Origin of the sequence: Methylosinus sp. LW3, assembly GCF_000527115.1 — a bacterium.
GTDB lineage: Bacteria > Pseudomonadota > Alphaproteobacteria > Rhizobiales > Beijerinckiaceae > Methylosinus.
Window position 1 is genome coordinate 3,722,728 of sequence record NZ_AZUO01000001.1, and the last position, 25,061, is coordinate 3,747,788.

General features: G+C 65.7%; 23 protein-coding genes. 11 read left to right on the plus strand and 12 right to left on the minus strand.

Going from position 1 to position 25,061, the window contains the following annotated elements; translation table 11 throughout:
- The first annotated feature begins 44 nt into the window (after positions 1–44).
- The gene (locus METLW3_RS0118685; RefSeq protein WP_024881342.1) at positions 45–743 is read left to right on the plus strand and encodes a spore coat biosynthesis protein F; all 699 of its coding nucleotides are present in this window, start codon (positions 45–47) and stop codon (positions 741–743) included.
- Positions 744–871: 128 nt separating this feature from the next.
- Here METLW3_RS0118685 and METLW3_RS0118690 read toward each other — a convergent pair whose 3' ends face one another.
- Positions 872–1,180 carry a carboxymuconolactone decarboxylase family protein gene (locus METLW3_RS0118690; protein WP_024881343.1) on the minus strand — a complete coding sequence of 103 codons (309 nt, stop codon included), beginning with the start codon at positions 1,178–1,180 and terminating at the stop codon, positions 872–874.
- A gap of 113 nt (positions 1,181–1,293) precedes the next feature.
- Between METLW3_RS0118690 and METLW3_RS0118695 the strand changes: the two genes are divergently transcribed.
- Entirely contained in the window at positions 1,294–1,845 is a 552-nt protein-coding gene (locus tag METLW3_RS0118695; protein ID WP_024881344.1) for a TetR/AcrR family transcriptional regulator, read from the plus strand.
- On the opposite strand, the gene cobU is transcribed toward METLW3_RS0118695, so the two are convergent.
- The 3 genes from cobU to METLW3_RS0118710 form a co-directional block, all read right to left on the minus strand.
- A complete protein-coding gene (gene cobU / locus METLW3_RS0118700; RefSeq protein ID WP_024881345.1) occupies positions 1,824–2,339 on the minus strand; it encodes a bifunctional adenosylcobinamide kinase/adenosylcobinamide-phosphate guanylyltransferase in 516 nt (171 codons plus the stop codon). The two genes, METLW3_RS0118695 and cobU, sit on opposite strands and share 22 nt — an antisense overlap.
- 400 nt (positions 2,340–2,739) lie before the next feature.
- Positions 2,740–3,162: a SufE family protein gene (locus tag METLW3_RS0118705; RefSeq protein WP_024881346.1), complete on the minus strand. Its 423-nt coding sequence runs from the start codon at positions 3,160–3,162 to the stop codon at positions 2,740–2,742.
- 82 nt (positions 3,163–3,244) lie between these two features.
- Positions 3,245–3,622, minus strand: a complete 378-nt coding sequence (locus METLW3_RS0118710; protein ID WP_024881347.1) for a hypothetical protein — start codon at positions 3,620–3,622, stop codon at positions 3,245–3,247.
- A 212-nt stretch (positions 3,623–3,834) separates the two neighbouring features.
- Here METLW3_RS0118710 and METLW3_RS0118715 point away from each other — a divergent pair, with 212 nt between their 5' ends.
- Both METLW3_RS0118715 and METLW3_RS25875 read left to right on the plus strand, forming a co-directional pair.
- A complete protein-coding gene (locus tag METLW3_RS0118715) occupies positions 3,835–5,667 on the plus strand; it encodes an ATP-binding protein (protein ID WP_245267413.1) in 1,833 nt (610 codons plus the stop codon).
- A complete protein-coding gene (locus METLW3_RS25875; RefSeq protein WP_024881349.1) occupies positions 5,660–6,355 on the plus strand; it encodes a peptidoglycan-binding domain-containing protein in 696 nt (231 codons plus the stop codon). The genes METLW3_RS0118715 and METLW3_RS25875 overlap by 8 nt, the downstream gene beginning before the upstream one ends.
- A 48-nt stretch (positions 6,356–6,403) precedes the next feature.
- Here METLW3_RS25875 and METLW3_RS0118725 read toward each other — a convergent pair whose 3' ends face one another.
- Both METLW3_RS0118725 and METLW3_RS0118730 read right to left on the minus strand, forming a co-directional pair.
- On the minus strand, positions 6,404–7,429 hold the full coding sequence (locus tag METLW3_RS0118725) for a sulfate ABC transporter substrate-binding protein (RefSeq protein WP_084484897.1): 1,026 nt from the start codon (positions 7,427–7,429) through the stop codon (positions 6,404–6,406).
- A gap of 163 nt (positions 7,430–7,592) precedes the next feature.
- Positions 7,593–8,528 (minus strand): extensin family protein, encoded by a 936-nt coding sequence (locus METLW3_RS0118730; RefSeq protein WP_024881351.1) that lies wholly within the window; start codon positions 8,526–8,528, stop codon positions 7,593–7,595.
- 276 nt (positions 8,529–8,804) lie between these two features.
- Between METLW3_RS0118730 and METLW3_RS0118740 the strand changes: the two genes are divergently transcribed.
- Positions 8,805–9,893: a metallophosphoesterase gene (locus tag METLW3_RS0118740; RefSeq protein ID WP_024881353.1), complete on the plus strand. Its 1,089-nt coding sequence runs from the start codon at positions 8,805–8,807 to the stop codon at positions 9,891–9,893.
- Positions 9,894–9,942: 49 nt separating this feature from the next.
- On the opposite strand, the gene METLW3_RS0118745 is transcribed toward METLW3_RS0118740, so the two are convergent.
- Positions 9,943–10,425, minus strand: a complete 483-nt coding sequence (locus METLW3_RS0118745) for a DUF2852 domain-containing protein (RefSeq protein ID WP_024881354.1) — start codon at positions 10,423–10,425, stop codon at positions 9,943–9,945.
- A 207-nt stretch (positions 10,426–10,632) separates the two neighbouring features.
- Between METLW3_RS0118745 and METLW3_RS0118750 the strand changes: the two genes are divergently transcribed.
- On the plus strand, positions 10,633–12,198 hold the full coding sequence (locus tag METLW3_RS0118750) for a ClC family H(+)/Cl(-) exchange transporter (RefSeq protein WP_084484898.1): 1,566 nt from the start codon (positions 10,633–10,635) through the stop codon (positions 12,196–12,198).
- On the opposite strand, the gene METLW3_RS0118755 is transcribed toward METLW3_RS0118750, so the two are convergent.
- The 5 genes from METLW3_RS0118755 to METLW3_RS0118775 all read right to left on the minus strand — a co-directional run bounded on the left by METLW3_RS0118755 (position 12,195) and on the right by METLW3_RS0118775 (position 18,659).
- Positions 12,195–12,815: a TetR/AcrR family transcriptional regulator gene (locus METLW3_RS0118755; protein ID WP_024881356.1), complete on the minus strand. Its 621-nt coding sequence runs from the start codon at positions 12,813–12,815 to the stop codon at positions 12,195–12,197. The two genes, METLW3_RS0118750 and METLW3_RS0118755, sit on opposite strands and share 4 nt — an antisense overlap.
- Before the next feature lie 163 nt (positions 12,816–12,978).
- Positions 12,979–14,502 (minus strand): SpoVR family protein, encoded by a 1,524-nt coding sequence (locus tag METLW3_RS0118760; RefSeq protein WP_024881357.1) that lies wholly within the window; start codon positions 14,500–14,502, stop codon positions 12,979–12,981.
- The gene (locus METLW3_RS0118765) at positions 14,502–15,809 is read right to left on the minus strand and encodes a YeaH/YhbH family protein (RefSeq protein ID WP_024881358.1); all 1,308 of its coding nucleotides are present in this window, start codon (positions 15,807–15,809) and stop codon (positions 14,502–14,504) included. The genes METLW3_RS0118760 and METLW3_RS0118765 overlap by 1 nt, the downstream gene beginning before the upstream one ends.
- 37 nt (positions 15,810–15,846) lie before the next feature.
- Positions 15,847–17,790: a PrkA family serine protein kinase gene (locus tag METLW3_RS0118770; RefSeq protein ID WP_024881359.1), complete on the minus strand. Its 1,944-nt coding sequence runs from the start codon at positions 17,788–17,790 to the stop codon at positions 15,847–15,849.
- Between the two features lie 380 nt (positions 17,791–18,170).
- Positions 18,171–18,659: a Fur family transcriptional regulator gene (locus METLW3_RS0118775; RefSeq protein ID WP_245267415.1), complete on the minus strand. Its 489-nt coding sequence runs from the start codon at positions 18,657–18,659 to the stop codon at positions 18,171–18,173.
- 91 nt (positions 18,660–18,750) lie between these two features.
- On the opposite strand from METLW3_RS0118775, the gene METLW3_RS0118780 reads away from it, so the two are divergent.
- The 5 genes from METLW3_RS0118780 to METLW3_RS0118800 all read left to right on the plus strand — a co-directional run bounded on the left by METLW3_RS0118780 (position 18,751) and on the right by METLW3_RS0118800 (position 25,027).
- Positions 18,751–19,998, plus strand: coding sequence for an argininosuccinate synthase (locus METLW3_RS0118780; protein WP_024881361.1), 1,248 nt, complete (start codon positions 18,751–18,753; stop codon positions 19,996–19,998).
- A gap of 156 nt (positions 19,999–20,154) precedes the next feature.
- A complete protein-coding gene (locus tag METLW3_RS0118785; protein ID WP_024881362.1) occupies positions 20,155–21,492 on the plus strand; it encodes a TAXI family TRAP transporter solute-binding subunit in 1,338 nt (445 codons plus the stop codon).
- Positions 21,493–21,604: 112 nt separating this feature from the next.
- Entirely contained in the window at positions 21,605–22,525 is a 921-nt protein-coding gene (locus METLW3_RS0118790) for an OmpA family protein (protein WP_026599570.1), read from the plus strand.
- A gap of 191 nt (positions 22,526–22,716) precedes the next feature.
- The gene (gene typA / locus METLW3_RS0118795; RefSeq protein WP_024881364.1) at positions 22,717–24,537 is read left to right on the plus strand and encodes a translational GTPase TypA; all 1,821 of its coding nucleotides are present in this window, start codon (positions 22,717–22,719) and stop codon (positions 24,535–24,537) included.
- Positions 24,538–24,544: 7 nt separating this feature from the next.
- Positions 24,545–25,027, plus strand: coding sequence for a DUF2867 domain-containing protein (locus METLW3_RS0118800; protein ID WP_036309038.1), 483 nt, complete (start codon positions 24,545–24,547; stop codon positions 25,025–25,027).
- Positions 25,028–25,061: the final 34 nt, after the last annotated feature.

Here is a 25,061-nt window from a genome sequence, read left to right on the forward strand (position 1 = left end):
CGAGGAAGGCCGCCGAGGGCGGCCGCTCACGAAAGGCGGCGTTCATGAACGTCCTCGCCATCATCTCCGCCGCGACGACGCAGGACGGCCGAGCGACCGGCGTGCTTGCGCCGCTCGCCGGCGCGCCGCTGCTGGGACGGCTGCTCGATCGTCTCGCCCATGCGGAAAAGCTCGCCGGCATCGTCGTCACCACCAGCGATGAGCCGGACGATGCGCCGATCCGCGAATTTTGCGCCGCGCGCGGAACGCCATGCCAGACCGGCGCGCGCGACGATCTCATCGGCCGCCAGCTCGCGGCGATGGCGGCGGCCGCTGCCAAGGGCGGCGTCTCGCTCGACGCCCGCAATCCGCTCATCGATCCGGCGCTCGTCACCCAGGTCGCCGATCTGCTGCAAATGACCGATGGAATGCTGGATTGGATCGGCAACACTCTGGCGCCGGCCTATCCGCGCGGCATGGAGATCGACGGCTTCACCGCCGCCGCGCTGACCGAGGCCGAGAAACGTTGCGGCGAGCCGGAGCAGCGTCGCCGCGGCCCGGCTTTTCTGCGCGAGCACGGCCGAATCTATCGCCCGTTGAGCCTGAAGGCCCCGCCGGAGGTCGCGCGGCCGGATGTGCGGCTCGGCGTCGAGAGCCTCGCCGATCTGCCGCGCATAGAGGCGATTTTTCAGAGCTTCGAGGGCCGCACGGATTTCACGCTGGCGGAAATATTGGCCGCCGCCGATCGGCTGGCGGCGCAATAGAGTGTTTTCGAGCGAAGTGGGAACCGGTTCGCGTGAAGAAAACACGACAGAACCAAGACTCTAGAGTCTTTTCGGTTCGATCCGAACCGGAAAGGCTCTAGCGCGTTTCCGAGCGGCGCGCCGCGCCGTCACTCCACGCCGGCGACATGGGTTCCATGGGTGACGGCGGCGCCGGCGCGCAGCGCCGCGGCGATGAAGACCGTCTCGGCCAGCTCCGTCTCGGTCGCGCCGGCGGCGATGGCCTGCTTGCGATGGATCTCGAGGCAATAGGCGCATTGCGTCGTCATGGCCACGGCGAGCGCGATCAGCTCCTTGTATTTCTTTGGAATAGCGCCATCTGCCATGGCCGCGGCGTCGAATTGCTTGAAGGCCTCCCAGGCGGCCGGCGCAGAGTCGCCGATCTTTTTGAGCCGCTTCACATTCTGCATATCGTACATGGCCTTCCCTCCTTGTGAATAGAGCCTACCTATCAGATGATAGGTTAACACCATGCGCCATTGACGAAGAGCCTGTCAATGGCGCTACTCCCCCGGCGGAAGGACGGAGCAGAATGACGACTGCGCGACGCGGCGAGGCGACGGCCGCGAGGATTCTGGACAGCGCGGAGGAGCGGCTCTGCCGCTACGGCTATAATGGCGTGAGCTTTCGCGACATCGCCGCGGATGTCGGGGTGAAGAGCGCCAGCGTCCATTATTTTTTCCCCACCAAGCCGGCGCTGGTCGCCGCCGTGGCGCGGCGCTACGCCGATCTTTGCCTCGCGGAGCTGGGCGATCCGCAGTCGCGAACGCCGGCGGAGGCCGTGGCTCTGGTGGCGGAAATGTTCCGCCGCACCGTGGCGGAAAAGAAACGCATGTGCCTTTTCGGCATGTTGGCGGCGGAAGTGGGCGGCCTGCCTTCCGATGTCGGCGCGGAAGCGCGGCGTTTCTTCGCCGAGACGCTGGCCTGGCTCCGCCTCGCCCTGCGCGGCGAGGCGGCCGAGGCGGAGGCTATGCTCGCGGCTTTCGAGGGCGGCGTGCTGCTCGCCCGCGCCATGGATGATCCGGCCATGCTGGAGAAGGTGACCGAGCGCCTGACTGCCCGTCACTTCACCGTGAGCGGATAACCGGCGACGACGAGATAGAGCCTCCCCGCCGCTGTGGCGACAGCCTGATGCAGCTCGCCGGCGGCGTCGCGAAAGCGCCGCGCCAGCGCATTCTCCGGCACAATGGAGAGGCCGACCTCGGAGGAGACGAGCACGGTCGGCGCCCGCCGCTCGGCGAGCGCTTCGAGCAGCGTCGCGCGATCGGCGCGCAAATCCGCTTCGGCGAGCAAGCGATTGGTCAGCCACAGCGTGAGGCAATCGACCAGCAGCGGAAGCTCCGCGGGGGCCTCGCCAATGGCCGCGGCGAGCGCCTGCGGCGCCTCGACCGTGCGCCAATCCCCGGGGCGCCGCTCTCTATGCGCGGCGATTCGGATCTGCATCTCCTCGTCGAAAGCCTGCGCCGTGGCGATATAGGTCCAGGGGCCGGGCTCGGCGGTCACGAGCCGCTCTGCGAAGGCGCTCTTGCCGGAGCGAGCGCCGCCGAGGACGAAGGTCACATGTGGATTTTCGGTCATGCCCGACGGCGCCGAGCGGAATGCGCGCGGCGCCGGCCCCTATTTGGACTTGCGCGTTCGATTGCGAAAATCGCTTCGCACTTTTCGGGACGATGCGCCAGAGGCGCCCCTCTCTCCGTCGAGCGGCGATCGAAGCACACACCTCCTCGCCCTCGTCCCCGCGACGTCATGGCCGGGCTTGGCCCGGCCATCCACGCCGGGACGCCGAGGCGTCTTAGAAGGTTCGCGTAACTCCGAAGCTCCGATGGCGTCCGCCAGGGAGAATGAATCCGTCGATAGCGGGCGTTTTCCTTCGGTTTCTCAGCTGCTTGGCGTGGATGGCCGGGACAAGCCCGGCCATGACGGCCACAGTGTCTAGCGATGCGTGAATCCGATAGCCGCCGAGCAGGACGGACGAGCCTCACGCCGCCAGAGCGGCGCGCGCCTCGTTCTTGATGCGCTCGACCATGGAGCGGACGCCATTGCTGCGCTGAGGCGTCAGATGCTGGGCGAGGCCGAGCTCGGTGAACAGCGGCATGGCGTCGAGACCGGCGATCTCATCGGCCGGACGGCCGGAATAGAGCGCCAGAATCAACGCGACCAGGCCGCGCACGATATGAGCGTCGCTGTCGCCGCGCAGCGACAGGATCGGCGCGCCGCGGCCCTCGCGAATCACCTTGCTGTCGAGCCAGACCTGGCTCGCGCAGCCGCGCACCTTGTTCTCCTCGGTGTGGGCTTCCTCCGGCAGCGGCTCGAGAGTGCGGCCGAGCTCGATGAGATATCGATACCGATCCTCCCACTCGTCGAGCATTTCGAAATTGCCGATGATCTCGTCTATCACCATTGTTCGCTCGCCCGCTCGAGACGCCTTTCCGACAGTTATATGGCTACTGTCCGTTTTGGCGCAATCGCCAGCGATGATGCAATCACGGCGCCGCGCCGAGACCGGCGGGCCGGCGCGGCGGCTCGACCGCCGCCGTCGCGCGGCTGATTCGCTCCGCCGCCTGCAGGCAATCCATCGGATGCGCCATGCAATGGTCACGCGCGACTGCGACGATTCGGCTGGACGCCTCCTCGGCGAGATCGGCGAGCGCATCGCGCGCCAAGCCGACGGGCGAGGGCTCGGATTTCGAGGGCTCGGATTTGGCGGAAGCCCGAGGTCTGGCGGGAGGAATGACCGAGGCCGCAGCGGGGACCCGCGCCGCCACGGCGGGGTCGCGCGGCGCAGGTCGCCGCTCGGCGTCACGCAGAATGACGAGACAGATAACCCCAAAGAAAAACAGACTCTTGAAGAGAAATCCCACGGCCGCCGCCTCGCTTCGCCGGCGGGGAGCCGCCGCGCGCGAGAGAAACGATGGCGCGCCGCCGTTACCGCTTCGTAAATGCGGCGCGGGGCTAAGAAGTCGCAAACCATATGCGCCGTTCAGTGCCCGTAAAAACCGAAATCTTCCATTTCTGTGGTCGGTTTAGCAGTCACTTAAGACCGATTTGTCACATTGCCCTCAATCGGGAGCGTGTGATTTTGCGTAAGCCAGCTGCACCTTGGGCGACCGTGTCGAATGAATGGATCGAGCGTCTGGCGCAATCCGGGCGGGCGATCGATTCGATGGAGCGCGCGCGTCGCGAAGCCTTCCTCCTGTCTCATCTCGTTCTGGCCGCCGGCGTGCTGATCGCGGCGCCGCTGTGGATCGTCGTCAATGGCGCGCCGACGCTCGGCGAGAGCGCGATCTTCGCTCTGGCGCAATTGCCGCTGCTGTCGGTGGTCGCCCTGCTGCGCCTCGACAATTTGAGGACCGCCCAATCCATCGCCGCCTTCGGCTGGCTGGCGCTGGCCGCGGCCTGCCTCTTCACCGGCGCGCATGTCGGCGCGGCGGCGCCCTTCGGCGCGCTCGCTCTCATAGAGGCGACATTCGCCTGCGATCTCATCCTCGTTTCGGCGACGGCCTCGGCCGCTCTCGCCATGCTCGCCGTCGCGGCCCTCACGGCGGCGACCGGCGGCGGATTTTTCGAGACGCTGCTGGCGGCGCCGCTGGTCCTCTATGTCGTGCTGCTCGCCCGCAGCGCGGGGAAGGTCGAGACGGTCCGCGCCGAGGCGGAGGCGCGCAATCGTCGCGATCTGCGGCTCGTCTCCGAGGCGGCGGGCGATCTCGTCATCGGCTTCGACGAGGGCGGCGCGGTCGCCTCTGTCGTCGGAGAGGCCGCCAAGGCCTATGGGCTCGACGCGCGCGAATTGATGGGGCGCGGCTTTTTCCAGCGCGTCCATGTCGGCGATCGTCCGGCCTTCCTCAAGCTCGTCTCCGACGCCATCGCCACCGGCGAGGCGATGCGCGCCACGCTGCGGCTGCGCATCGGCCATGCGCGCAACGAGCGCGGCGAGTTCGTCGAGCCGGTGTTTCATTTCTTCGAGGCGCGCAGCAGCCTGGTGGAGGCCGCCGACGGCGAGCGCGCGGCCGGCGTCGTCTGCATTCTGCGCGATGTGACGGCGCAGCGTCACGCCGCCGAGACGATAGAGGCGGCGCGCCGCGAGAGCGAGATGGCCGCCGCCGGCAAGACGCGCTTCCTCGCCAATGTCAGCCATGAGCTGCGCACGCCGCTCAACGCCATCATCGGCTTCTCGGAAATGCTGGCGAGCGAGCAGCTCGCGCCGGCCGATCCGGCCAAGCGCCGCGAATATGCGGAGATCATCCGCAATTCGGGCCAGCATCTGCTCGCCGTCGTCAACACCATCCTCGACATGTCGAAGATCGAATCGGGCTCGATGCAGCTCTCGCCCGAGCCCTTCTCTCTGCCCGAGCTCGTCGATCAATGCGTGAGCATGATGCAGCTGAAGGCCGAGCAAGGCCAGGTGACTCTCTCGCGCGATTATCCCGAGCGGCTCGAGGAAATCGTCGGCGATAAGCGCGCCTGCAAGCAGATCCTCATCAATCTCCTCTCCAACGCCGTGAAGTTCACGCCCGCCAATGGCCGCGTGCGCATCCGCCTCGCTCCGGACGGCAATTGCCTCGCGCTCTCCGTCACAGACAGCGGCATCGGCATTTCCGCCTCCGATCTCGGCCGGCTCGGCGATCCTTTCTTCCAGGCCAGCGCCAGCCATGATCGCGCCTATGAAGGCACCGGCCTCGGCCTCTCCGTGGTGCGCGGCCTCGTCGGACTGCATGGCGGAACCATTGCGGTGGAAAGCGCGCCGCGCAGCGGCACCAGCGTCACCGTGCGCCTGCCCCTCGATTGCCGTCCCTTTCAGAACAAGGCCCCCGCTCTCGCCAGGATCGAGACGATCGCCCGCCGCGGCGTCATTCGTCCCGCCGAGGAGCTCGAGGCCGCCGAAGACAGGGTGAAGAAAATTGCGTGAAGCTCTCGCAGCCACAAATCATGATTTTTTGCTCCGCGACGAGGATCGCGGCGAGACGCAGCGGCGCGGCCGCGGCGCCAAGGACAAGGCGAAGGCCAATAAGAAAGGCGCGCTGACCAGGCTGTTCGGCGGACGCCGACGCGGCGTCGTGTTTCTCTGCCTCGCCGGCGCGACGGCGATCGGCGTGCCGCTGAACGCGCTCTATTTCCAGGACGGCCGCCATCCGGCGCCGCTCTTCCGCGCCTTTGCGCCCGAGTCCCGCGCGCCGGAGTCCCGCGCTGCGGTCGAGGCGCCGGCGCCGCTGCCGCCCGCGCGCCCGCAGACCGCGACAGCGCCCGCCGCCCAGCCGCAATCCATCCAGCCCGCGCTCGTACCCCATGCGGCGGCGCCCAAGCCCGCGGCGAAGCCGGAGCAGGCGCGCGGCGAGAAGCGCGACGCGATCGGCGCGCTGCTCGGCAATGCGCATAAGGCCGCGCCCAAGGCCGACGAGGCCGATAAGAATGTGCAGGTCGCGCAGCGCGCGCTCGCCAAGCTCGGCTATGCGCTGCATGCGGATGGCAAGATGGGCGGCGCGACGAAGCAGGCGATCGAGAAATATGAGCGCGAAAATCACCTTCCCGTCACCGGCGAGGTGACGCAAAAGCTGCTGCGCAAGCTGCAAGGCCAGGCGAGCGTCGCCGCGCACTGACGAAAAAAGGGAAAGAGCGGCGGACCTCCAGCGTCCGCCGCTTTCGCGTCAGGGCTTCTGCATCTCGTCGAAGAGCGCGCCATCGACGAAGAATTTCTTCTGCGCCGCCGGCCAGCCGCCGAAAGTCTTGTCGATTGTCACCAGATCGAGCTTGTGAAAGCGCTTCAAATCTTCCGGCGCGGCGAACTCCGGCTTCGACGGGCGATAGCCTTGCTTGGCGATGAGCGCCTGACCGGCCGGCGTGTAGAGGAAGCCGAGATAGGCTTCCGCGGCCTTGCGCGTTCCCTTGGCGTCCACATTGCCGTCGACGATCGACACCGCCGGCTCGGCGAGAATGGACAGCGACGGAACCACGATTTCGAATTTGTTCTTGCCGAACTCGTCGATGGCGAGAAAGGCTTCGTTCTCCCAGGCGATGAGAACGTCGCCGAAGCCGCGCTGCGCGAAAGTGGTGGTGGAGCCGCGCGCGCCGGAGTCGAGCACGGGCGCGTTCTTGTAGATCGCCTTCACCAGCTCTTTCGTCTTGGCCTCGTCGCCGTCGAACTTCTTCAAACCATAGGCCCAGGCGGCGAGGAAGTTCCAGCGCGCGCCGCCGCCGGTCTTGGGATTGGGCGCGACGACGACGACGCCGGGCTTGGCGAGATCGTCCCAATCCTTGATCCCCTTAGGATTGCCCTTGCGCACGAGCAGCACGATCGTCGAAGTGTAGGGCGAGGAATTATTCGGCAGGCGCTTCTGCCAATCGGCCGGAATCTTGCCGGTCTTGCTGGCGATGGCGTCTATGTCATTGGCGAGAGCGAGCGTCACCACATCGGCGGCGAGCCCCTCTATGACCGAGCGCGCCTGCGCGCCGGAGCCGCCGTGCGAGGCCTGGATCTGCACATCCTGGCCGGTCTTCTTCTTCCAATCGGCGACGAAGGCCTTGTCGATGGCCTTGAACAGCTCCCGCGTCGGATCATAGGAGACGTTGAGCAGCGTCTCGCCGGAGGCCGCAGTCGCGAGGCTCAACGAAAGCGCGAGGCCGATCGCGCGCAAAAACCCGCGAGACAGGAAAAGACCGAAATTCGTCTGCATGTCGCTCCTCGAGAAGCTCCGCATCATTCAATTCGCATGGCGTCGAGAGCGAGCCTGAAGGCTCGCTCTTTAGCGCCGTCGATCCGGCTGACGCAGACTATTAGTCTATGAGATTGATGTTCATATCGGCAATCACGCGTCCCGCGCAACCCGCGCGGGCGGATCAGCGCGCGCGGGGGCGGATGCTGGAGGTGACGTCCCAATCCTTCGGCCCGCTTTCGGGCGAGAGCGCCGAGGGCTTCGGCCGCACGGGCGGCATGGGCGCGGCGAGGATGAGGCTGTCATTGACGCCGCCGCGCGAGGCCTGCGCCTGAAAAGCGGCGAGCGGCGGCTGGGCGCCGGGCGTGTCGACATCGTCGTCGTCCGGCCCATGGGCGACGAGCTGCGGGTCCTGGCCCGGCGGAGGCGCGACGTCGCGCGGGACCGGCTTGCAGATATGCCGATCGCCATTGCGGCCATGCATGGCGAGATCGACATGAATATGATTGTAATGAAAGGCGTTGGAGCCGGGCGACAGCACGGTGGTGAAATGCCGGCAGGAGCCGCCGTGCACCTCGGCGAGAAAATCCTTCACCTGCTGCTCGCCATGCGTCCAATCGCGCACGATGGAAATCTCGCGCCCGTCGGCGAGCACGAAGCCGCCGATATCGAGCGCATTGCCGAAGGAATGTTCCGAGAGCGGCGCGCCCGCCTGCGCATTCATGCCGCGGCAGGAATAGGAGCCCATGGAATTGATCTGCGCCACCGGCTGGCCGAAGCGCGCCATGGCCGAGGGCTGCACCACATCGGCGAGCCATTGGTCGAGCTCGGCCACCATGGAGCAGTCGAGCGTCGCCCGCGCGTTGAACGCGACGGCGCCGCCCTGCAGCGCCGTGACCCTCAGCGGCTTGGTGAGGCCGCAAATGCCCGGCCCGTCGATCTCGGGCGCGAATTGCACATAGGCGGTGGGCTGCACGCGCTTTTCGGCGAGGCAGGCGTTCTCGGCGGTGGCGCGCCAGGCCGGGCGCTGCGGCTTGGCCATGAATCCGCAACCCGACAGCCCCGCCGCGGCGAGCGGCGCGAGGGAGAGCAGCAGCAATGGCGTTATACGGCGAGCCATGCCGCGACAATGGCGGCGGAAGCGTTAACGCGGCGTCGAGAAGTTTGGTTAACGCCAGCGTTTCTCGAACGTTAGCTGGAATGGCGCGGCGAGCGCGAGATACGGTTCGACGAATCTCTCCGTATCATCGCCGATCGCCCGGAACGTCGGCCGCAACGAGCGACATCCCACCGTCACGCGCGCGTCGTAATCGGGCCAGCTGAAACCAGAGCGCATCTTCGCGCTCGGCCGAGCTGGGGGATTTTCATGCGCGCAAGACGATTTTCGATAGCGCTTTTGGCGGCTGTTCTCGCGAGCGGCGTCTCCGCGGGCGCTGATGAGCGCGGCCTGGAGCGGCGCCTGGAGCCGCGCCACGAGCACAAGACCACGATCGCCGTTTTCGGCGACTGGCCCTATAATCTCAATCTTCTGAACAATGCGAATCTGCTGCTCGACTCGGTCAATTCCGATCCCGAGGTGAGCCTGGTGATGCATGTCGGCGACATTCATTCCGGCAGCATGCCCTGCACCAGCGCCGGAACGCTGCCGCCGATCGCGGCGTCGAATCCCGGCTGGAACCAGCAGATTTTCGCGGCCTTCCAGAAGTTCAAATCGCCGGTCGTCTACACGCCGGGCGACAATGAATGGACCGACTGCCACAAGTCGAAAGAATCCGCTTCCGGCAAGCCGCTGCAGGAGCTGGCCGCCGTGCGCAGCCTGTTCTTCGCGCGGCCGGGCTGGACGCTCGGCCTCCGTGATATGGAGGTCTACAGCCAGGCGAAATATTTCTCGCCCTCCTATCCGGCCGATGCGCAATTCGTCGAGAATGTGATCTGGATGGATGCGCGGACCGTCTTCGTGACGGTGAACATGCCGGGCTCGGACAATGACGGCCTGCCCTGGAGCAGCCTGGAGGACAAGACCGCGCGCGAGGCGGAGATCGCCGCCCGCACCGACGCCGATATTCGCTGGCTGCAAGCCGCCTTCAATCTCGCCGAGCGCGAGCATGCGGCCGCTGTGGTGATCGGCCTGCAGGCGGATATGTGGGACCCGTCCGCGCTCGCGGCGGGCGGCGACGGGCTCGATCGCTACGCCGGTTTCGTTCGCGAGCTGGCGAACCAGGCCGTGCGCTTTCGTCGTCCGGTGCTGCTCATCAATGGCGATTCGCATCTCTATGGATCGGATCACCCGCTCGCCGATCCGTCGAGCACGACCGGCAAGATCCATAATGCGGCGGCGGCGCCCAATCTCACGCGCGTCACCGTCCAGGGCTCGACCAATGCGCCGGGCGAATGGCTGCGATTGACCATCGACGCGCGCACGCCCAGCGTCTTCAGCTGGAAGAATGTCGCTTATTGCGTCGATCCGCTGACGAGCTGCAAATAAGCTAAAAAAAAGGGCGCGTCCCGCGGGACCCGCCCATCTCGCAAATGGGTCAGCTCTGCGGCTCGCCGCGATCGCGGCGCGCACGCATGAAGGATTCGAATTCCTCGCGGTCCCGAGCGCGGCGCAGCTCGTCTATATGCTCGGAGAACTCGCGCTCGGCCTCGGCGAGCTTGCGGCGCTCCTCCTCGAGGCGGGCGAGCTCGCTCTCGCGCCAATCGTCGAAGGCGACATTGCCCGAGGAGCGCATGAAGCCCGGACCACGCCAGCCGCCGGTCGGGCTGGGCTGGCCGGTCGCCTCTTTCCAGCGGGCCTGGACATCGGCCGCGCGCTCCTGCGCGAAGGCGAAGAGATCGCCCTCATAGCCCATCTTCCGCTGCCACACCTTGAAGAGCACGATGGCGAGGCCGATCGGCCAGAAGACGATGAAGCCGAGAACCATCGCCAGCAGCTCGAGCGGCTTCCATGGCCGTCCGCCGTCTCCGAAGCGATAGTGAGATTCGTGGCCCATGCGGGAGTGACGATGACAGCCCATGTTCGGACTCTCCAGTTCCTTCGCTCATCGCAGGCGCGCGCGGACGATCCGTGCGCCGCCGTCGCAATGTGAATGTAACATACATTAACATTGTTGTTTCGCAAGGGGGCCGCCAAAGATTCCGCCTCCGACGCGCGTCACCGCCGATTTCGTCTCTCGCGCTGCGGCGCGCTATCCTGCGCGCGGCCTCTCTCGCGAATCGCTTCCATGACCGGTTTTTCCGACGAGGACGCAAGCGCCCTTCTCGCTCTGGCGACGCTCATCGGCGCCGCGGCGCTGCCTTTTCTGTTCCGCCTCGCCTTCGGCCGCCGCAGGCGCAAGGGCCGCGCGCGCGCCGCCTCGGTCGCGCTGGCGCTCGGCCGCTCGCGCCGCCTGGCGCTGGTCGCCGCCGCGGGGACGGAGCGCCTGCTTCTGCTCGGCGAGACGAGCGATGTGGTGGTCGAATCCCATATAGCCGACGCCGCCCCGGCCGTGGAGACGCCCTCACCGCCGTCCGAGCTGCGCGGCCTTTTTTCGCTCGGCGCCGTCTCGCTGCTGGCCGGGGTCGCCGTCGGCGCGCTCTGCGGAAGCTTCCGCCTCATCCTCGACGCCGCCGGGCGGATGCGCATGGCCATTCCCGATTGGTTCGCGGAGCGTCCGCTGCTCGGCCTCGCGATCATGGTCGCCGGCGCAGCGCTCGCCACTGGGCTCGCGGCCTATCTCGTGCGCCGGTTCGTCCCGGCGGCGGTGGGAAGCGGCATTCCGCATGTCGAATCGGTGATCGACGGCGACGAGCCGCCCTCCCCGCCGCTGCTGCTGCCGGTGAAATTCATCGGCGGCGTGCTGGCGATGGGCGCCGGCCTCGCGCTCGGCCGCGAAGGGCCGTCGGTGCAGATGGGCGCGACACTCGCGCATCAGTTCGGCCGCTATTTGCGCTATGATTGGCGCGATCAGCAATCGCTGCTGGCCGCCGGCGCCGGAGCCGGGCTCGCCGCCGCCTTCAATGCGCCGCTCGCCGGCGCGGCCTTCGTGCTCGAGGAATTGCTGCGCCGCTTCGACATGCGCCATGCGACCATAGCGCTCGGCGCTTCGGTCGGCGCCATATCGGTCGTGCGCCTTCTGCTCGGGCCGGAGCCGGAATTGCGCGTCGCGACGCATTATCCGACAGGGCCGCTCGATGTTCCGCTCGGCCTCGCGCTCGGCGCCGCGACGGGGCTCGCCAGCCTCGCCTATAATCGCGCCATTCTCCGCGCGCTGGACATAGCCGATCGCTCGCCCTGGCCGGCGGAGGCGAAGGCCGCTCTGGTCGGCGCCGGCGTCGGCGCGATCGGCTTTCTCGCGCCCGATCTCGTCGGCGGCGGCGATAATCTCACGCAAAAGACGCTGGACGGCGCCTATGCGCTCGACGCCCTGCCGCTGGTCTTCGCGCTGCGTTTCGCGCTCGGCGTCGTCTCCTATGCGGCGGGAACGCCGGGCGGATTGTTCGCGCCGCTGCTGGCGCTCGGGGCCGAAATCGGGCTCTTTTTCGGCCTCATGATCCCGGGCGAGGATGGGCCGACCATGGGAATGAAATTCGCGCTCATCGGCATGGCCTCGTTTTTCGCCGCCGTGGTGCGCGCGCCGCTCACAGGCATGATCCTCATTACCGAGATGACCGATAATTCCCAGCTGCTGCTGCCCATGCTGGCGGCCTGCTTCTCGGCCATGGCCATCGCCGCCGTCTGCCGCAACGAGCCCATCTACGACGCGTTGAAGGATCGCTCCGCCCGTCTCGCCCGGCGGGCGGAGACTTAAACGGAAGGGGTTTCCACGCGGCGGACGGCGGATTCCATGAGATTGCGCGCGGCGGAGTCGAGCACGGGGACGGGATCGAGCCCCTTGGCGGCGTCGAGATGGCCGGAGATGGTCAGCATGGCGACGCCATGGGCGAGCGCCCAGAGCTGCAACGCCAGCTTGCGCGCGCCCTGCGCAGGGACGCTGCGCTGTTGGAGAAAAGCCACCACAGAGCGCCACAGAATATCCAGCGCATGATCGGCGGCGTCGGCTGAGGGCTCGCTCGCCAGCGTCGCCGCCGAGCCGAACATTGCGGCATAGAGGCCGGGCTCCTCACGCGCGAAGGCGAGATAGGCCGCGCACATGCGCCACATGGCGGTCGCCGCCTCCGGCCGCCCTTCGTCCCAGGCTTTTTCCAGCGCCGCGCCGAAGGAGAGAAAGCCGCGCCGGGCGACCTCGTTCAGCAGATCCTCGCGGCTGGCGAAATGGCGATAGGGCGCGGCCGCCGTGACGCCGACGCGCTTGGCCGCCTCGCCGAGGCTGAGATTGGCCGGCCCGCCTTCCGCAAGGAGCTCGAGCGCAGCCTCGACCAGCGCCTCCTTGAGGGCGCCATGGTGATATTTGCGCTTGATGGTCATTCGTGCGGCATGCGTGAGGCGAAGCGTTCGCGCAGCCGTCGCACAGATGGGCGTCGAAGGGAAGTGGGCGCGCCACTGCGGAACCATAAGAGGCCGCGCGCTTCGAGACGCGGCCTATCGGCCGCTCCTCAGCATGAGGGAGATTGTAGAGCCCGAATCCCCCTCAGCCCGCCTCCGGCCGCACCATATGCTCTTTCAGCACCTGCTCCGTGCCGGCGTCGATCTCCTGCAGCAGCACCTCATAGCCCCAGAGATTGGCGAGATGGCCGAGCACCATTGCGGCGTTGGTCAGCTCCAGCATCTTGCCGTCGCGCACGCGATGATGCAGCACGAGCTTGCGATTGCCGGCGAGATCGACATCGACGATCTGAATGTCCGGCGCATAGCCCCCCACGTCATATTGCGCGGAGAGGCTGCGGCGCAGATCGCGATAGCCGCGCTCATTATGGATCGCCGACACCTCGAGATTGGGCTGCTCGCGATCGTCGACGACATGGAACAGGCGCCAATTGCGGATGAGCCGCGGGCTCATGAACTGCGCGATGAAGCTGTCGTCGCGATAATTCGCCCAGACATGGCGCAGCACCTCCATCTCGTCGCCGGTTCCGGCGATCTCGGGGAACCAATAGCGGTCCTCCTCGGTCGGCTCGCGCACGATGCGTTCTATGTCGCGCATCATGTCGAAGCCGAGCGCATAAGGGTTGATGCCATTATAGGACGGGCTGTCGTAGAAAGGCTGCCGCGTGGCGTTGGTGTGCGAGGTGAGGAACTCGAGGAAGCTGCCGTCGCCGATCTGCCCCGTCTCGTGCAGGCGGCCCAGCAGACGATAATGGCAATAGGTGGCGCAGCCCTCGTTCATCACCTTGGTCTGCTGCTGCGGATAGAAATATTGCGCGATCAGACGCACGATGCGCAGCACCTCGCGCTGCCAGGGTTTTAGACGCGGCGCGGCCTTCTCGAGAAAATAGAGGATGTTCTCTTGCGGCAGGCCGAGCAGGGCGCGGCGCTTGTCGCCGGCCAATTGCATTGCGCCGCGCGCGCGGCCGGGCACAGTGCGCCACAGATCGTCATAGACGCGCTCGCGCTCCTCCTTGCGATCCTGCTCGCGCTTCTCCTCCATATGGAGATTGAGCGGACGTTTGCGCGGATAGCGGTCTATGCCTTGCGGCATCAGCGCATGGGCGGCGTCGAGAAGGCGCTCCACCTCCGCATGGCCGTAGCGCTCCTCGCAATTGGCGATATAGGCCTTGGCGAAGGAGAGATAATCCAGAATGCCTTCTGGATCGGTCCATTGCCGGAACTGGTAATTATGCTTGAAGAAATGATTGTGGCCAAAGGCGGCGTGCGCGATCACCAGCGTCTGCATAGTGGCGGAATTCTCCTCCATTATGTAGCTGATGCAGGGATCGGCGTTGATGACGATCTCATAGGCGAGGCCCTGCAGCCCCATGCGATAAATGCCCTCGTGCTGGGCGAAGCGCTTGCCGAACGACCAATGCTTGTAGAAGAGCGGCATGCCGGTCGAGGCGTAGGCGTCGAGCATCTGCTCGGCGGTGATGATCTCGATCTGATTGGCGAATGTGTCGAGCCCGAGCTCCTTATGCGCAATGTCCGCGACCGCGTCGTGGATGCGCTGGATCGTGCCGAAATCCCAATCCTTGCCTTCATAGAGCAGCTCGCCGCGCATCAGCCGACCTCCGCCGTCTTGGCCGCGCGCCGTTGGAACAATTGCCGGAACACGGAATAGATATGCTCGCGCCGGGAGACGCGACGCATCTGGAACTTCTCGCTTTCCTTTTGCAGCGCGGCATAGGTGAGCCATAGCGAGCTCTGCCCGTGATGCGGCACATAGCCATGCGTCTCGGTATTCGGCCCGCTCACTTCCACATAGGCGAAATATTGGCACAGCGGCAGAATTTGGTTCTGCAGCAGGTCGCGCGTCTGCGGATTGTCGCTGGAGAGATTGTCGCCGTCCGAGGCCTGCGCGGCGTAAATATTCCACACGCCCGGATCATAGCGCTCGCGAATGACCTTCAGCATCTCCTGCAGAGCGGAGGAGACCATGGTGCCGCCGGTCTCGGCGGAGCGGAAGAATGTGTCCTCGTCCACCTCGCCGGCGCGATCCGTATGGCGGATGAAGACGATCTCCACGCGCTTGTAGCGCCGCGTCAAAAACACATGCAGCAGCATGAAGAAGCGCTTGGCGAGATCCTTCATATGCTCGGTCATGGAGCCGGAGACGTCCATGAGGCAGAACATCACCGCCTGCGTCACGGGCTTCGGAAAACGCTCGAAGCGGCGATAGCGCAGATCGATCGGATCGAGATAGGAGATGCGCGACCGCTTGTTGCGCAGCGTCTCGAGCTCGGCGGCGAGGCGCTCGGAGTCGGCGTCGTCGCGGCTCTGCGCCTCCACGAGGCGGCTCTCGAGATCGTCGATCGTCGATTGCTTGGGACGCTTCAGCGCGATGCGGCGCGAGAGCGAGGTTTGCAGCGTGCGGTGCAGCGCGAGATTGGCCGGCGTGCCCGTGGTGGTGTAGCCGGCGCGGCGCAGCCCTTCCTTCTCTGTTTGCGCGACGCGCCTTTTGGCGAGATCGGGCAGCTCGAGATCATCGAGGAAGATGCTCAAAAACTCGTCACGCGAGAGGATGAAGCGAAAGGCGTCCTCCTGCCCGTCGCCGCGGCCGACCTGACCGCCGCCGCCTTCGCCCTCGCCTTCGCCGCGCGGGCGCTCGATGAGATCGCCCTCGACATAATCCTTATTGCCGGGCAGCACGAGATCGCGCCGCGAGCCCTGCGTGTGGCGGAATGTGGGCTCGCGCGTGCCCTCGGAGGGAATGGAAATCTCTCCGGGGCTCTCGAGATCGCCGATCGCGCGGTCCTTGCTCGCCTCGCGAACCGCCTTCTCCACCATATCCTTGGCGCGGCGGAGAAAGCGCTGGCGGTTCGCGAAGCTCTTGCTTCCGGGGTTCAACCGACGATCGACGATGTGCATCGTTTCATCACCCGTTTCTTCGCCGGCCGCCTTTCGGTCAACCGGCTTGTTTTACGCGCATGTACCACTCGACCAGACGGCGCACCTGGCGCTCCGTGTAGCCGCGGGCCATCATGCGGCTTACGAATTCTGCATGTTTTTTTTCTGTCTGCGTGTCTTTTTTCGATCCGAATGAAATGATCGGCAGCAGCTCTTCCACCTGGGAGAACATGCGCCGCTCGATAACGTCGCGGATCTTCTCATAGCTCGCCCAGGAGGGATTGCGCCCCTCGTTCGCCGCGCGCCAGCGCAGCGCGAACTTCACCACCTCATTGCGGAAGTCCTTGGGATTGGCGATGCCCGCGGGCTTCTCGATCTTGGTCAGCTCCTGGTTCAAAAGGTCGCGGTCCAGCAGCTGTCCCGTGTCCGGGTCCTTGAAATCCTGATCCTCGATCCAGGCGTCGGCATAGTCGATATAACGGTCGAAGAGATTCTGTCCGTAATCCTGATAGGACTCTAGATAGGCCTTCTGAATCTCATGGCCGATGAATTCTGCGTAGCGCGGCGCGAGCTCGGCCTTGATGAACTCGAGATAGCGCTTCTCGATTTCCGGCGGCATCTGCTCGCGGCGCAGCGACTGCTCCAGCACATACATGAGATGCACGGGATCGGCCGCGACCTCGACCGTGTCATGGTTGAAGGTCGCCGCCAGCACCTTGAAGGCGAAGCGCGTCGAGCAGCCGTCCATGCCCTCATCGACGCCGGCGGCGTCCTTATACTCGAGCATGCTGCGCGCCCGCGGGTCCACCTCGCGCAGGCTCTCGCCGTCATAGACGCGCATCTTGGAGAAGAGATTGGAGTTCTCATGCGGCTTCAGGCGCGAGAGCACGATGAAGCGGGCGAGCATCTCCAGCGTGCTCGGGGCGCAGCTCGCCTCGGCGAGCTCAGAGCCGCGCAGCAGCTTCTCGTAGATATGCTGCTCTTCCGTCACCCGCAGGCAATAAGGCACTTTGATCACATAGATGCGATCGATGAAGGCCTCATTGTTGCGGTTGTTCTTGAAGCTCTGCCATTCCGCCTCGTTGGAATGGGCCATGACGATGCCGGAGAAGGGAATTGCGCCAATATTCTCGGTGCCGATGTAATTTCCCTCCTGCGTCGCCGTCAGCAGAGGATGCAGCATCTTGATCGGGGCCTTGAACATCTCGACGAATTCGAGCAGGCCCTGATTGGCGCGATTGAGGCCGCCGGAATAGCTGTAGGCGTCGGGGTCCGCCTGCGCGAGATTCTCGAGCTTGCGAATGTCCACCTTGCCGACGAGCGAGGAGATGTCCTGATTATTCTCGTCGCCCGGCTCGGTCTTGGCTATGCCGATCTGGCGCAGACGCGAGGGCGTGATCTTCACCACGCTGAATTGGGTGATGTCGCCGCCATATTCGTCGAGACGCTTGAGGCACCAGGGGCTCATCAGCCCATTGAGGCGCCGGCGCGGAATGCCGTAGCTCTGCTCGAGCATGTCGCCCGCCGTCGCCGGATCGAAGAGGCCGAGCGGGCTCTCGAAGACGGGCGAGAGCTCCTCGCCGGCCTTGAGCACATAGATGGGATCGATCTCCATCAGCGCCTTCAGGCGCTCGGCGAGCGAGGATTTGCCGCCGCCGACGGGGCCGAGCAGATAGAGGATCTGCTTGCGCTCCTCGAGCCCCTGCGCCGCATGGCGGAAGAAGCTGACGATCCGCTCGATCGTCTCCTCCATGCCGAAGAATTCGGCGAAGGCCGGATAGACGCGGATGGTGCGGTTCATGAAGATGCGGCCGAGCCTCGGGTCGCGCGATGTGTCGATCAGCTCCGGCTCGCCGATCGCGTCGAGAATGCGCTCCGCTGCGGTCGCATAAGTCTTCGGATTCTCGCGGCATAGATCGAGGTATTCGGAGAGCGTCATCTCGACCGCCCGTCTGCCTCTGTAGGACCTCGCAAAATCCGCAAAAACGTCGGAGTTCGTCATGGGGCACCTGTCGCTGGAGCGTTATGGCTCACGATTCCCGAGACGGCTCGAAATCGATCGGCCGCCCTCTCGTCTTCGCTGTCGACCGCCCCACCCCTGTCGACTGGCCATAGACCGAGTTCAGGGCATTCGAGGCAAGGTTTGTGCCGGTCGCAGCGGAAAGCTTGTCTCCTGTCATATGAGCATCGAAGTCTGCTCAGGGTAGACGTAACAGTTGCGATTCCCTCGTCGCCGAGAGCGTCCGCATCACTCGCGCGCCGATATCGCTCCACGCGGGCCGTCGATATCAACTGGGGCGCGATCGCAGATATTGGCGAAGATCGGCGGTCTCGTCGACACCAATCCTTTTCCCGATGGTAAAGTTCTCGAGCAGGAGGAGCTCAGCTCGCTTTTCCCTCCGCCGTGGCGCAGCGCCCGCACAGGCCCGCGATCTCGACGACGCGCGTGCGCGGCTGGAAGCCGGCCGCCGCAGTGAGGCCGGCGAGGCCGCGCGTCAGCTCCGGGCTCGTCGCCTCGCTCACCTCGCCGCATTCGTCGCAGATCAGAAAGATCACCGGCTCGCCGGCCTCATGCGCATGGCCGCAGACGACGAAAGCGTTGCGGGAGGCCAGCCGATGCGCGAGTCCCTGGTCCAGCAGATAGCCGAGCGCCCGATAGACCGAGATCGGAGCCGGGCGCTTGCCGCTCTCGCCGGCGAGAAGATCGATCATCTCATAGGCGCCGACCGGCCGGTTCGCCTTGGTGAGAATATCCAGCGCGGCGCGCCGCGCCGGCGTGAGGCCCCGCGCCGTCGTCCCCGGCGCCGCTCGCTTGGTGGTCATGCGCCATTGTAGCGCGCCGCGGCCGCGATGACGAGAGCGCCCGCTCACGGCGCGCTCCGGCTTGCGCGAGCGCGGCGCGCCTCTATAGTCGCGGCGCGATGCGCGCCCGCGCGAGGCGGCGCCGAAAGAAGAACCTCGAATGACCCGCTCCAAGAAAGACATCAAACGCGTCGTTCTCGCCTATTCCGGCGGCCTCGACACCTCGATCATCCTCAAATGGCTGCAGACGACCTATGGCTGCGAGGTGGTGACCTTCACCGCCGATCTCGGCCAGGGCGAGGAATTGGAGCCCGCCCGCGCCAAGGCCGAGCTGCTGGGCGTCAAGCCCGAGCACATATTCATCGAGGATCTGCGCGAGGAGTTCGTCCGCGACTTCGTCTTCCCCATGTTCCGCGCCAACGCCCAATATGAGGGGCTCTATCTGCTCGGAACCTCGATCGCCCGCCCGCTCATCGCCAAGAAGCAGATCGAGATCGCCCGCAAGCTCGGCGCCGACGCCGTCTGCCATGGCGCCACCGGCAAGGGCAACGACCAGGTCCGCTTCGAGCTCGGCTATTACGCGCTGGAGCCGGACATCACCGTCATCGCCCCCTGGCGCGAGTGGGATTTGACCTCCCGCACCGCGCTCATCGATTTCGCGGAAAAGAACCAGATTCCGATCGCCAAGGACAAGCGCGGCGACGCGCCCTTCTCGGTCGACGCCAATCTTCTGCACACCTCATCCGAGGGCAAGGTGCTCGAGGATCCGGCGGAGGAAGTGCCGGATTATGTCTATTCCCGCACCATCGATCCGGAGAAGGCCCCGGACCTCCCGCAATATGTCACCGTCGATTTCGAGAAGGGCGACGCCGTCGCCGTCGATGGCGTGACGCTCTCTCCGGCGGCGCTGCTGACCAAGCTCAACGAGCTCGGCCGCGCCCATGGCATAGGCCGGCTCGACCTCGTCGAGAACCGCTTCGTCGGCATCAAGTCGCGCGGCATGTACGAGACTCCCGGCGGCGCTATTCTGCTGATCGCCCATCGCGGCATAGAGAGCGTGACGCTGGACCGCGGCGCGGCGCATCTGAAAGACGAGATCATGCCGAAATACGCCGAGCTGATCTACAATGGCTTCTGGTTCGCGCCGGAGCGCGAGATGCTGCAGGCCTTGATCGACAAGAGCCAGGAGCTCGTCACCGGCCGCGTGCGGCTGAAGCTCTACAAGGGCTCTGTCCATGTCGTCGGCCGCGAGAGCCCCTATTCGCTCTACGACAAGGAGCTCGTCACCTTCGAGGAGGGCGCGGTGGCCTATGACCATCGCGACGCCGAGGGCTTCATCAAGCTCAATGCGCTGCGCCTGCGCACGCTCGCCAAGCGCAGCGCCCGCGGCGCGAAGGAAAAGCCCTAGCCCCTGGCTTCCGCCGGAAGGGAGCGTTTCCGATCAGACATGGACCGGAAACGCTCTGGACCGGAAACGCTCCCGCCTCCACGACTTCGCCTTCGATAAATCGAGAAACGGTCGCACTATATGAGGAAGTTCGGCTTCGCACCCGAGGCTGATCCCATGCTGCGAACCATTCTCGTGGCGCTGATCGTCTGCCTCGCCCTCGTCGGCGGGGCGGCGACTGCGCTGTATCTGTATAACCGCCCGACGGAGCTGCGGGTCGCTGTCGCCCAGGGTGCGCAGGACTACCGCCTGCTCACAGCGGCGGCGCAGGCCTTCTCGCATCAGCACGAGCCGGTGCGGCTGAAGGTCGTGCCGGTCGTCGATTCCGCCGCCGCAGCGGCCGCGCTCGAGCAGGGCTCGGCCGATCTCGCAGTGGCGCGCAGCGACGCGCTGCCGCCCTCGGCGCAGGCCATCGTCGTCCTGCATCGCAACGCCGCGGTGCTGGTCGCGCCGGGCGGCTCCAAGATCAAGCGCGTCGCCGATCTGCGCGGCAAGAGAATCGGCGTCGTCCAGGAGATCGTCGGCGGGCATGGCAATGTCCGGCTGCTCGGGACAATCCTGGCTCAATATGACATTCCCGAGCAAGGCTTTGCGACAGTCACGCTACAGCCGGGGGAGGTCGAGGCGGCGCTGCGGGCGCGCAAGGTGGACGCCATATTTCTGGTCGCCGTTCCGCAGATCGGCCCGGCGAGCGAGATCATCCACCAGATCGTCGCCGGCGCCGGCAAGCCGCCGGTCTTTCTTCCCGTGTCGGAAGCTCAGGCCATCGCCAAGCGCTATCCGACGCTCGAATCGACCGAAATCGTCCATGGGGCCTTCGGCGGCGACCCGCCCCGCCCGGAGAAGGCGCTGGAGACGACCAGCGTTGCCGTCCTGCTCGTCGGGCGCGCGTCGATTCCGGCGAGCGTCGCCGGCGAGGCGACGCGCCAGTTCCTGACCCATAGATCGACCATCGCCGCGCTCGCGCCGCTCGCCAATAATATCGAGGCGCCCTCCACCGACAAGGATGCGGCGGTCCCCGCGCATCAGGGCGCGATCGACTTCATCGACGGCAACGAACGCGGATTCTTCGACAAATACAGCGACTTCTTCTATCTCGGCGCGATGCTCGCCTCGCTCTTGGGCTCCGCCGCGGCGGCGCTCGCCAGCCGCATGCGGACGAAAACGCATCAGCGCTCCGAGCAGCTGATCGAGCGCCTGCTCGAGATTCTGCCCGCCGCCCGCGCCGCCCAGGATGTCGCCGAGCTCGACAGCTATGAGCGCGAGCTCGACCAAGCGCTGGTCAGCTCCGTCGCGGATCTGCGCCTGCGCAATATGGACGGAACCGCGCTGCATGTGGTCTCGCTGGCGCTGGACCAGGCGCGGCTCGCGATCCAGGACCGCCGCCGCACGCTCTGCGAGGCGAAGAGCGCGGCCACGGTGACGCCGCTCAAAAATATCCGCATCGCAGAATAGGGCGGCGACTGTGCGCCAGCGCACAGTCTGGCCGGGCGACGCACGCATAATTCGACCGTGGCGCGGAGCTTTTCCCGCGCAAATCTTTTTTCACGATCGAATGGAGCGCGCGATGTTTCGACCCACGGGTCCTGGCAAGGTCGAAATCGACCAGAATTTCAGCGGCGCCGGCATGTTGAAGGCCCTGCTCTATAATTTCGACTTCGACGACTTCGACAAGCGCAAGTTTCGTCCGCTGAAGACGGAGCACCAGAAATTTCTGGCCGAGCGCGTCGTGCCGCTTCTCGAGCATAATCAAGGATTCGTCTGGATGACCGGCTCGGCGAGCCGCATCGGGACGAACGGCTGGAACATGGAGACCTCCATGGTCCGGGTGGGGACAGTCCAGGCCTATCTCCTCGATCACGGCGTCGATGCGAGCCAGATCGAGCCCAACGCCGTCGGCGAGGAAGAGGCCCAGGCTCACGCGCTGGACGACGATCGCGACCGCGCCGTGCGACTCTGGATCATGCCCAAGCTCAAAACCGATCCGAGGCCGCCGAAAAAAGTCCCGCCGCGACCCAAGCTCAGCCAGAAATTCCGGATCGCCATGGTGACCGCGATCTCCGCCGCCCATGCCTCCCGGCTTGCCAAATTCGCGCGGCTCAAGCTCGGCGGCGGCCCATTGGTCGATTTCGCCGTTTTCACCGTCTGGGACACGACCAACAACATCGCCTGCATGTACGTCTATGTCGGCCTCGGCCTCGGCGTCGGGCTTCCGTCCCTACCCTCGGGGTCCGTCACCACCCATGGACCGTGGAATGATTTCACCACCGAAAAGCCGATGGCGGTGTGGCAGTTCGGCCGCTGGTCCCGTTTCACCACCGCGGGCGCCGGCAGCCATTCCGTCAATTGGATCACCATCGAGACCCCGAGAGGGATCGACAATGTCTATGAGCGGATCGAGACGGGCGTGACCTATGGCGTCGGAATGTCCTCGTCTATCGGGGATTTCATCCGGGCGACGCCGCCGGAACGCTTCTCCGGCCCCTGATGAGGCGGCTCCCTCCTCCAGCCTCGGGCGGGACCGGCGTCGAGCGAGGATCCGACGACCCTTGCCGCCACGCTTCCCATTCGCGCCGCGCTCCTGTATGAGATGCCGCACTGCAAAAAGCCGCGGTCCGCCTCGCGCCCCGAAAGGTGCGCCGGGCCGCGCTTCGCCCGCGAACCGATCGGCCCTACCCCATGAAGCTGCGTAACATCGCCATCATCGCCCACGTCGACCACGGCAAGACGACGCTCGTCGACCAGCTGCTCCGGCAATCGGGCGCCTTCCGCGAGAATCAACGGGTCGCCGAGCGGGTGATGGACAGCAACGATCTCGAGAAAGAGCGTGGCATCACCATCATGGCCAAGGCGACCTCCATCGCCTGGAAGGACACGCGCATCAATATCGTCGACACCCCCGGCCACGCCGATTTCGGCGGCGAGGTGGAGCGCATCCTCTCGATGGTGGACGGCGCCATCGTGCTGGTGGACGCGGCCGAAGGCCCGATGCCGCAGACCAAATTCGTCGTCGGCAAGGCGCTGAAGATCGGCCTTCGCCCGATCGTCGCGATCAACAAGGTCGACAAGCCGGACGCCCGCATCAGCGAGGTCGTCAATGAGGTGTTCGACCTCTTCGCCGCGCTGGACGCCACCGACGAGCAGCTCGACTTCCCGATCATCTACGGCTCCGCCAAGCAGGGCTGGATGGCGGAGGAGCCGACCGGTCCTCAGGACGGCATGGGGCCGCTGTTCGATCTCGTCATCAAGCATGTGCCGGAGCCCAAGATCGAAGAGGGCGGCTTCCGCATGCTCGGCACGCTGCTCGAGGCCAATCCCTATCTCGGCCGCATCGTCACCGGCCGCGTCTTCGCCGGCAGCGTGAAGCCCAATCAGGCGGTGAAGGTGCTCGACCGCACCGGCAAGGTCGTCGAGCAAGGCCGCGTCTCCAAGATTCTCGCCTTCCGCGGCATCGAGCGCCAGCCGATCGACGAGGCGGAGGCGGGCGACATCGTCGCCATCGCCGGCCTCGAGAAATATAACGTCGCCGACACGCTCTGCGCGCTCGAGGTGAACGAGCCATTGCAGGCGCAGCCGATCGATCCGCCGACGCTCTCCATGACCTTCCTCGTCAACGACTCGCCGCTGGCGGGAACGGAGGGCGACAAGGTCACGAGCCGCATGATCCGCGCCCGCCTGTTCAAGGAAGCCGAGGGCAATGTCGCGCTGCGCGTCGAAGATTCGCCCGGCGGCGAGAGCTTCATCGTCTCCGGCCGCGGCGAATTGCAGCTCTCCATTCTGATCGAGACCATGCGCCGCGAGGGTTTCGAGATCGGCGTCTCGCGTCCGAAGGTCGTGTTCCAGAAGGACGAGGACGGCGAGATTTTGGAGCCGATCGAGGAGGTCGTGATCGACGTCGACGAGGAGCATTCCGGCGTCGTCGTGCAGAAAATGTCCGAGCGCAAGGCCGAGATGATCGAGATGCGCCCCTCGGGCGGCAATCGCCTGCGTCTCGTGTTCCATGCGCCGACGCGCGGTCTCATCGGCTATCAGGGCGAATTGCTGACCGACACGCGCGGCACGGCGATCATGAACCGCCTGTTCCACTCCTATTCGCACCACAAGGGCGAGATCGTCGGCCGTCGCAATGGCGTGCTGATCTCCAATGAGCAGGGCGAGGCCGTCGCCTACGCCATGTGGAAGCTCGAGGATCGCGGTCCGATGATGATCGAGCCGGGCTGGAAGGTCTATCGCGGCATGATCGTCGGCGAGCATACGCGCGACAACGACCTCGAGATCAACGTCCTCAAGGGCAAGCAGCTCACCAACATCCGCGCCGCGGGCAAGGACGAGGCCGTGCGCCTCACCCCGCCGATCAAGATGACGCTGGAGAAGGCGCTGGCCTATATCGAGGACGACGAGCTGGTCGAGGTGACGCCGAAGTCGATCCGCCTGCGCAAGACCTATCTCGACCCCAATGAGCGCAAGCGCGCGCGCGGCAAATCGGCCGCGGTGGCGTAAAAACGCAATGTTCGGCGGCCGCGAAATCGAGATCATCGAGATTGCGCCGTCGGACGATGCGGCCGGCGTGCTTCCCGGCTCCGATTTCATCGACGCTTATAGCGTGTCGATCGGCCTCTCGGCCGCGCCGGACGCGCGCACGGCGGCGCTCCGAATGGTGTCGGATCGACCGGCGTGGATCGGCGCTCTGATGACGCTCCGCAATATCCTCGTCGCGCCCTTTGGCCTCGTGACCGACACTTCCGAGGCGCGCGATCGCGTGGGGATTTTTCCGGTCCTCGAGCAATCGGCCGATCGCATCGTCCTAGGGCTCGACGACAAGCATCTCGACTTCCGCGTCATCGTCGAGCTTCGCAAAACGAGCGTGGAATGCAGCGTCGTCGCGACCACGCTGGTGGCTACCCACAATCTGCTCGGCCGCGTCTATCTGGCCATGATCCTGCCTTTTCATCGCGTGATCGTCAAAGCCATGCTGGCGCGCGTTCCCTGACGCCGTGCGGATTCCGAACGCATATCTGATGCTA

Bases quoted from the DNA above. Each gene is read 5' to 3' on its own strand.
- METLW3_RS0118685 (WP_024881342.1), top strand. From the start codon at position 45: ATGAACGTCCTCGCCATCATCTCCGCCGCGACGACGCAGGACGGCCGA.
- METLW3_RS0118690 (WP_024881343.1), bottom strand. From the start codon at position 1,180: ATGTACGATATGCAGAATGTGAAGCGGCTCAAAAAGATCGGCGACTCT.
- METLW3_RS0118695 (WP_024881344.1), top strand. From the start codon at position 1,294: ATGACGACTGCGCGACGCGGCGAGGCGACGGCCGCGAGGATTCTGGAC.
- cobU (WP_024881345.1), bottom strand. From the start codon at position 2,339: ATGACCGAAAATCCACATGTGACCTTCGTCCTCGGCGGCGCTCGCTCC.
- METLW3_RS0118705 (WP_024881346.1), bottom strand. From the start codon at position 3,162: ATGGTGATAGACGAGATCATCGGCAATTTCGAAATGCTCGACGAGTGG.
- METLW3_RS0118725 (WP_084484897.1), bottom strand. From the start codon at position 7,429: ATGCAGACGAATTTCGGTCTTTTCCTGTCTCGCGGGTTTTTGCGCGCG.
- METLW3_RS0118730 (WP_024881351.1), bottom strand. From the start codon at position 8,528: ATGGCTCGCCGTATAACGCCATTGCTGCTGCTCTCCCTCGCGCCGCTC.
- METLW3_RS0118745 (WP_024881354.1), bottom strand. From the start codon at position 10,425: ATGGGCTGTCATCGTCACTCCCGCATGGGCCACGAATCTCACTATCGC.
- METLW3_RS0118750 (WP_084484898.1), top strand. From the start codon at position 10,633: ATGACCGGTTTTTCCGACGAGGACGCAAGCGCCCTTCTCGCTCTGGCG.
- METLW3_RS0118755 (WP_024881356.1), bottom strand. From the start codon at position 12,815: ATGACCATCAAGCGCAAATATCACCATGGCGCCCTCAAGGAGGCGCTG.
- METLW3_RS0118760 (WP_024881357.1), bottom strand. From the start codon at position 14,502: ATGCGCGGCGAGCTGCTCTATGAAGGCAAGGATTGGGATTTCGGCACG.
- METLW3_RS0118765 (WP_024881358.1), bottom strand. From the start codon at position 15,809: ATGCACATCGTCGATCGTCGGTTGAACCCCGGAAGCAAGAGCTTCGCG.
- METLW3_RS0118770 (WP_024881359.1), bottom strand. From the start codon at position 17,790: ATGACGAACTCCGACGTTTTTGCGGATTTTGCGAGGTCCTACAGAGGC.
- METLW3_RS0118780 (WP_024881361.1), top strand. From the start codon at position 18,751: ATGACCCGCTCCAAGAAAGACATCAAACGCGTCGTTCTCGCCTATTCC.
- METLW3_RS0118785 (WP_024881362.1), top strand. From the start codon at position 20,155: ATGCTGCGAACCATTCTCGTGGCGCTGATCGTCTGCCTCGCCCTCGTC.
- METLW3_RS0118790 (WP_026599570.1), top strand. From the start codon at position 21,605: ATGTTTCGACCCACGGGTCCTGGCAAGGTCGAAATCGACCAGAATTTC.
- typA (WP_024881364.1), top strand. From the start codon at position 22,717: ATGAAGCTGCGTAACATCGCCATCATCGCCCACGTCGACCACGGCAAG.
- METLW3_RS0118800 (WP_036309038.1), top strand. From the start codon at position 24,545: ATGTTCGGCGGCCGCGAAATCGAGATCATCGAGATTGCGCCGTCGGAC.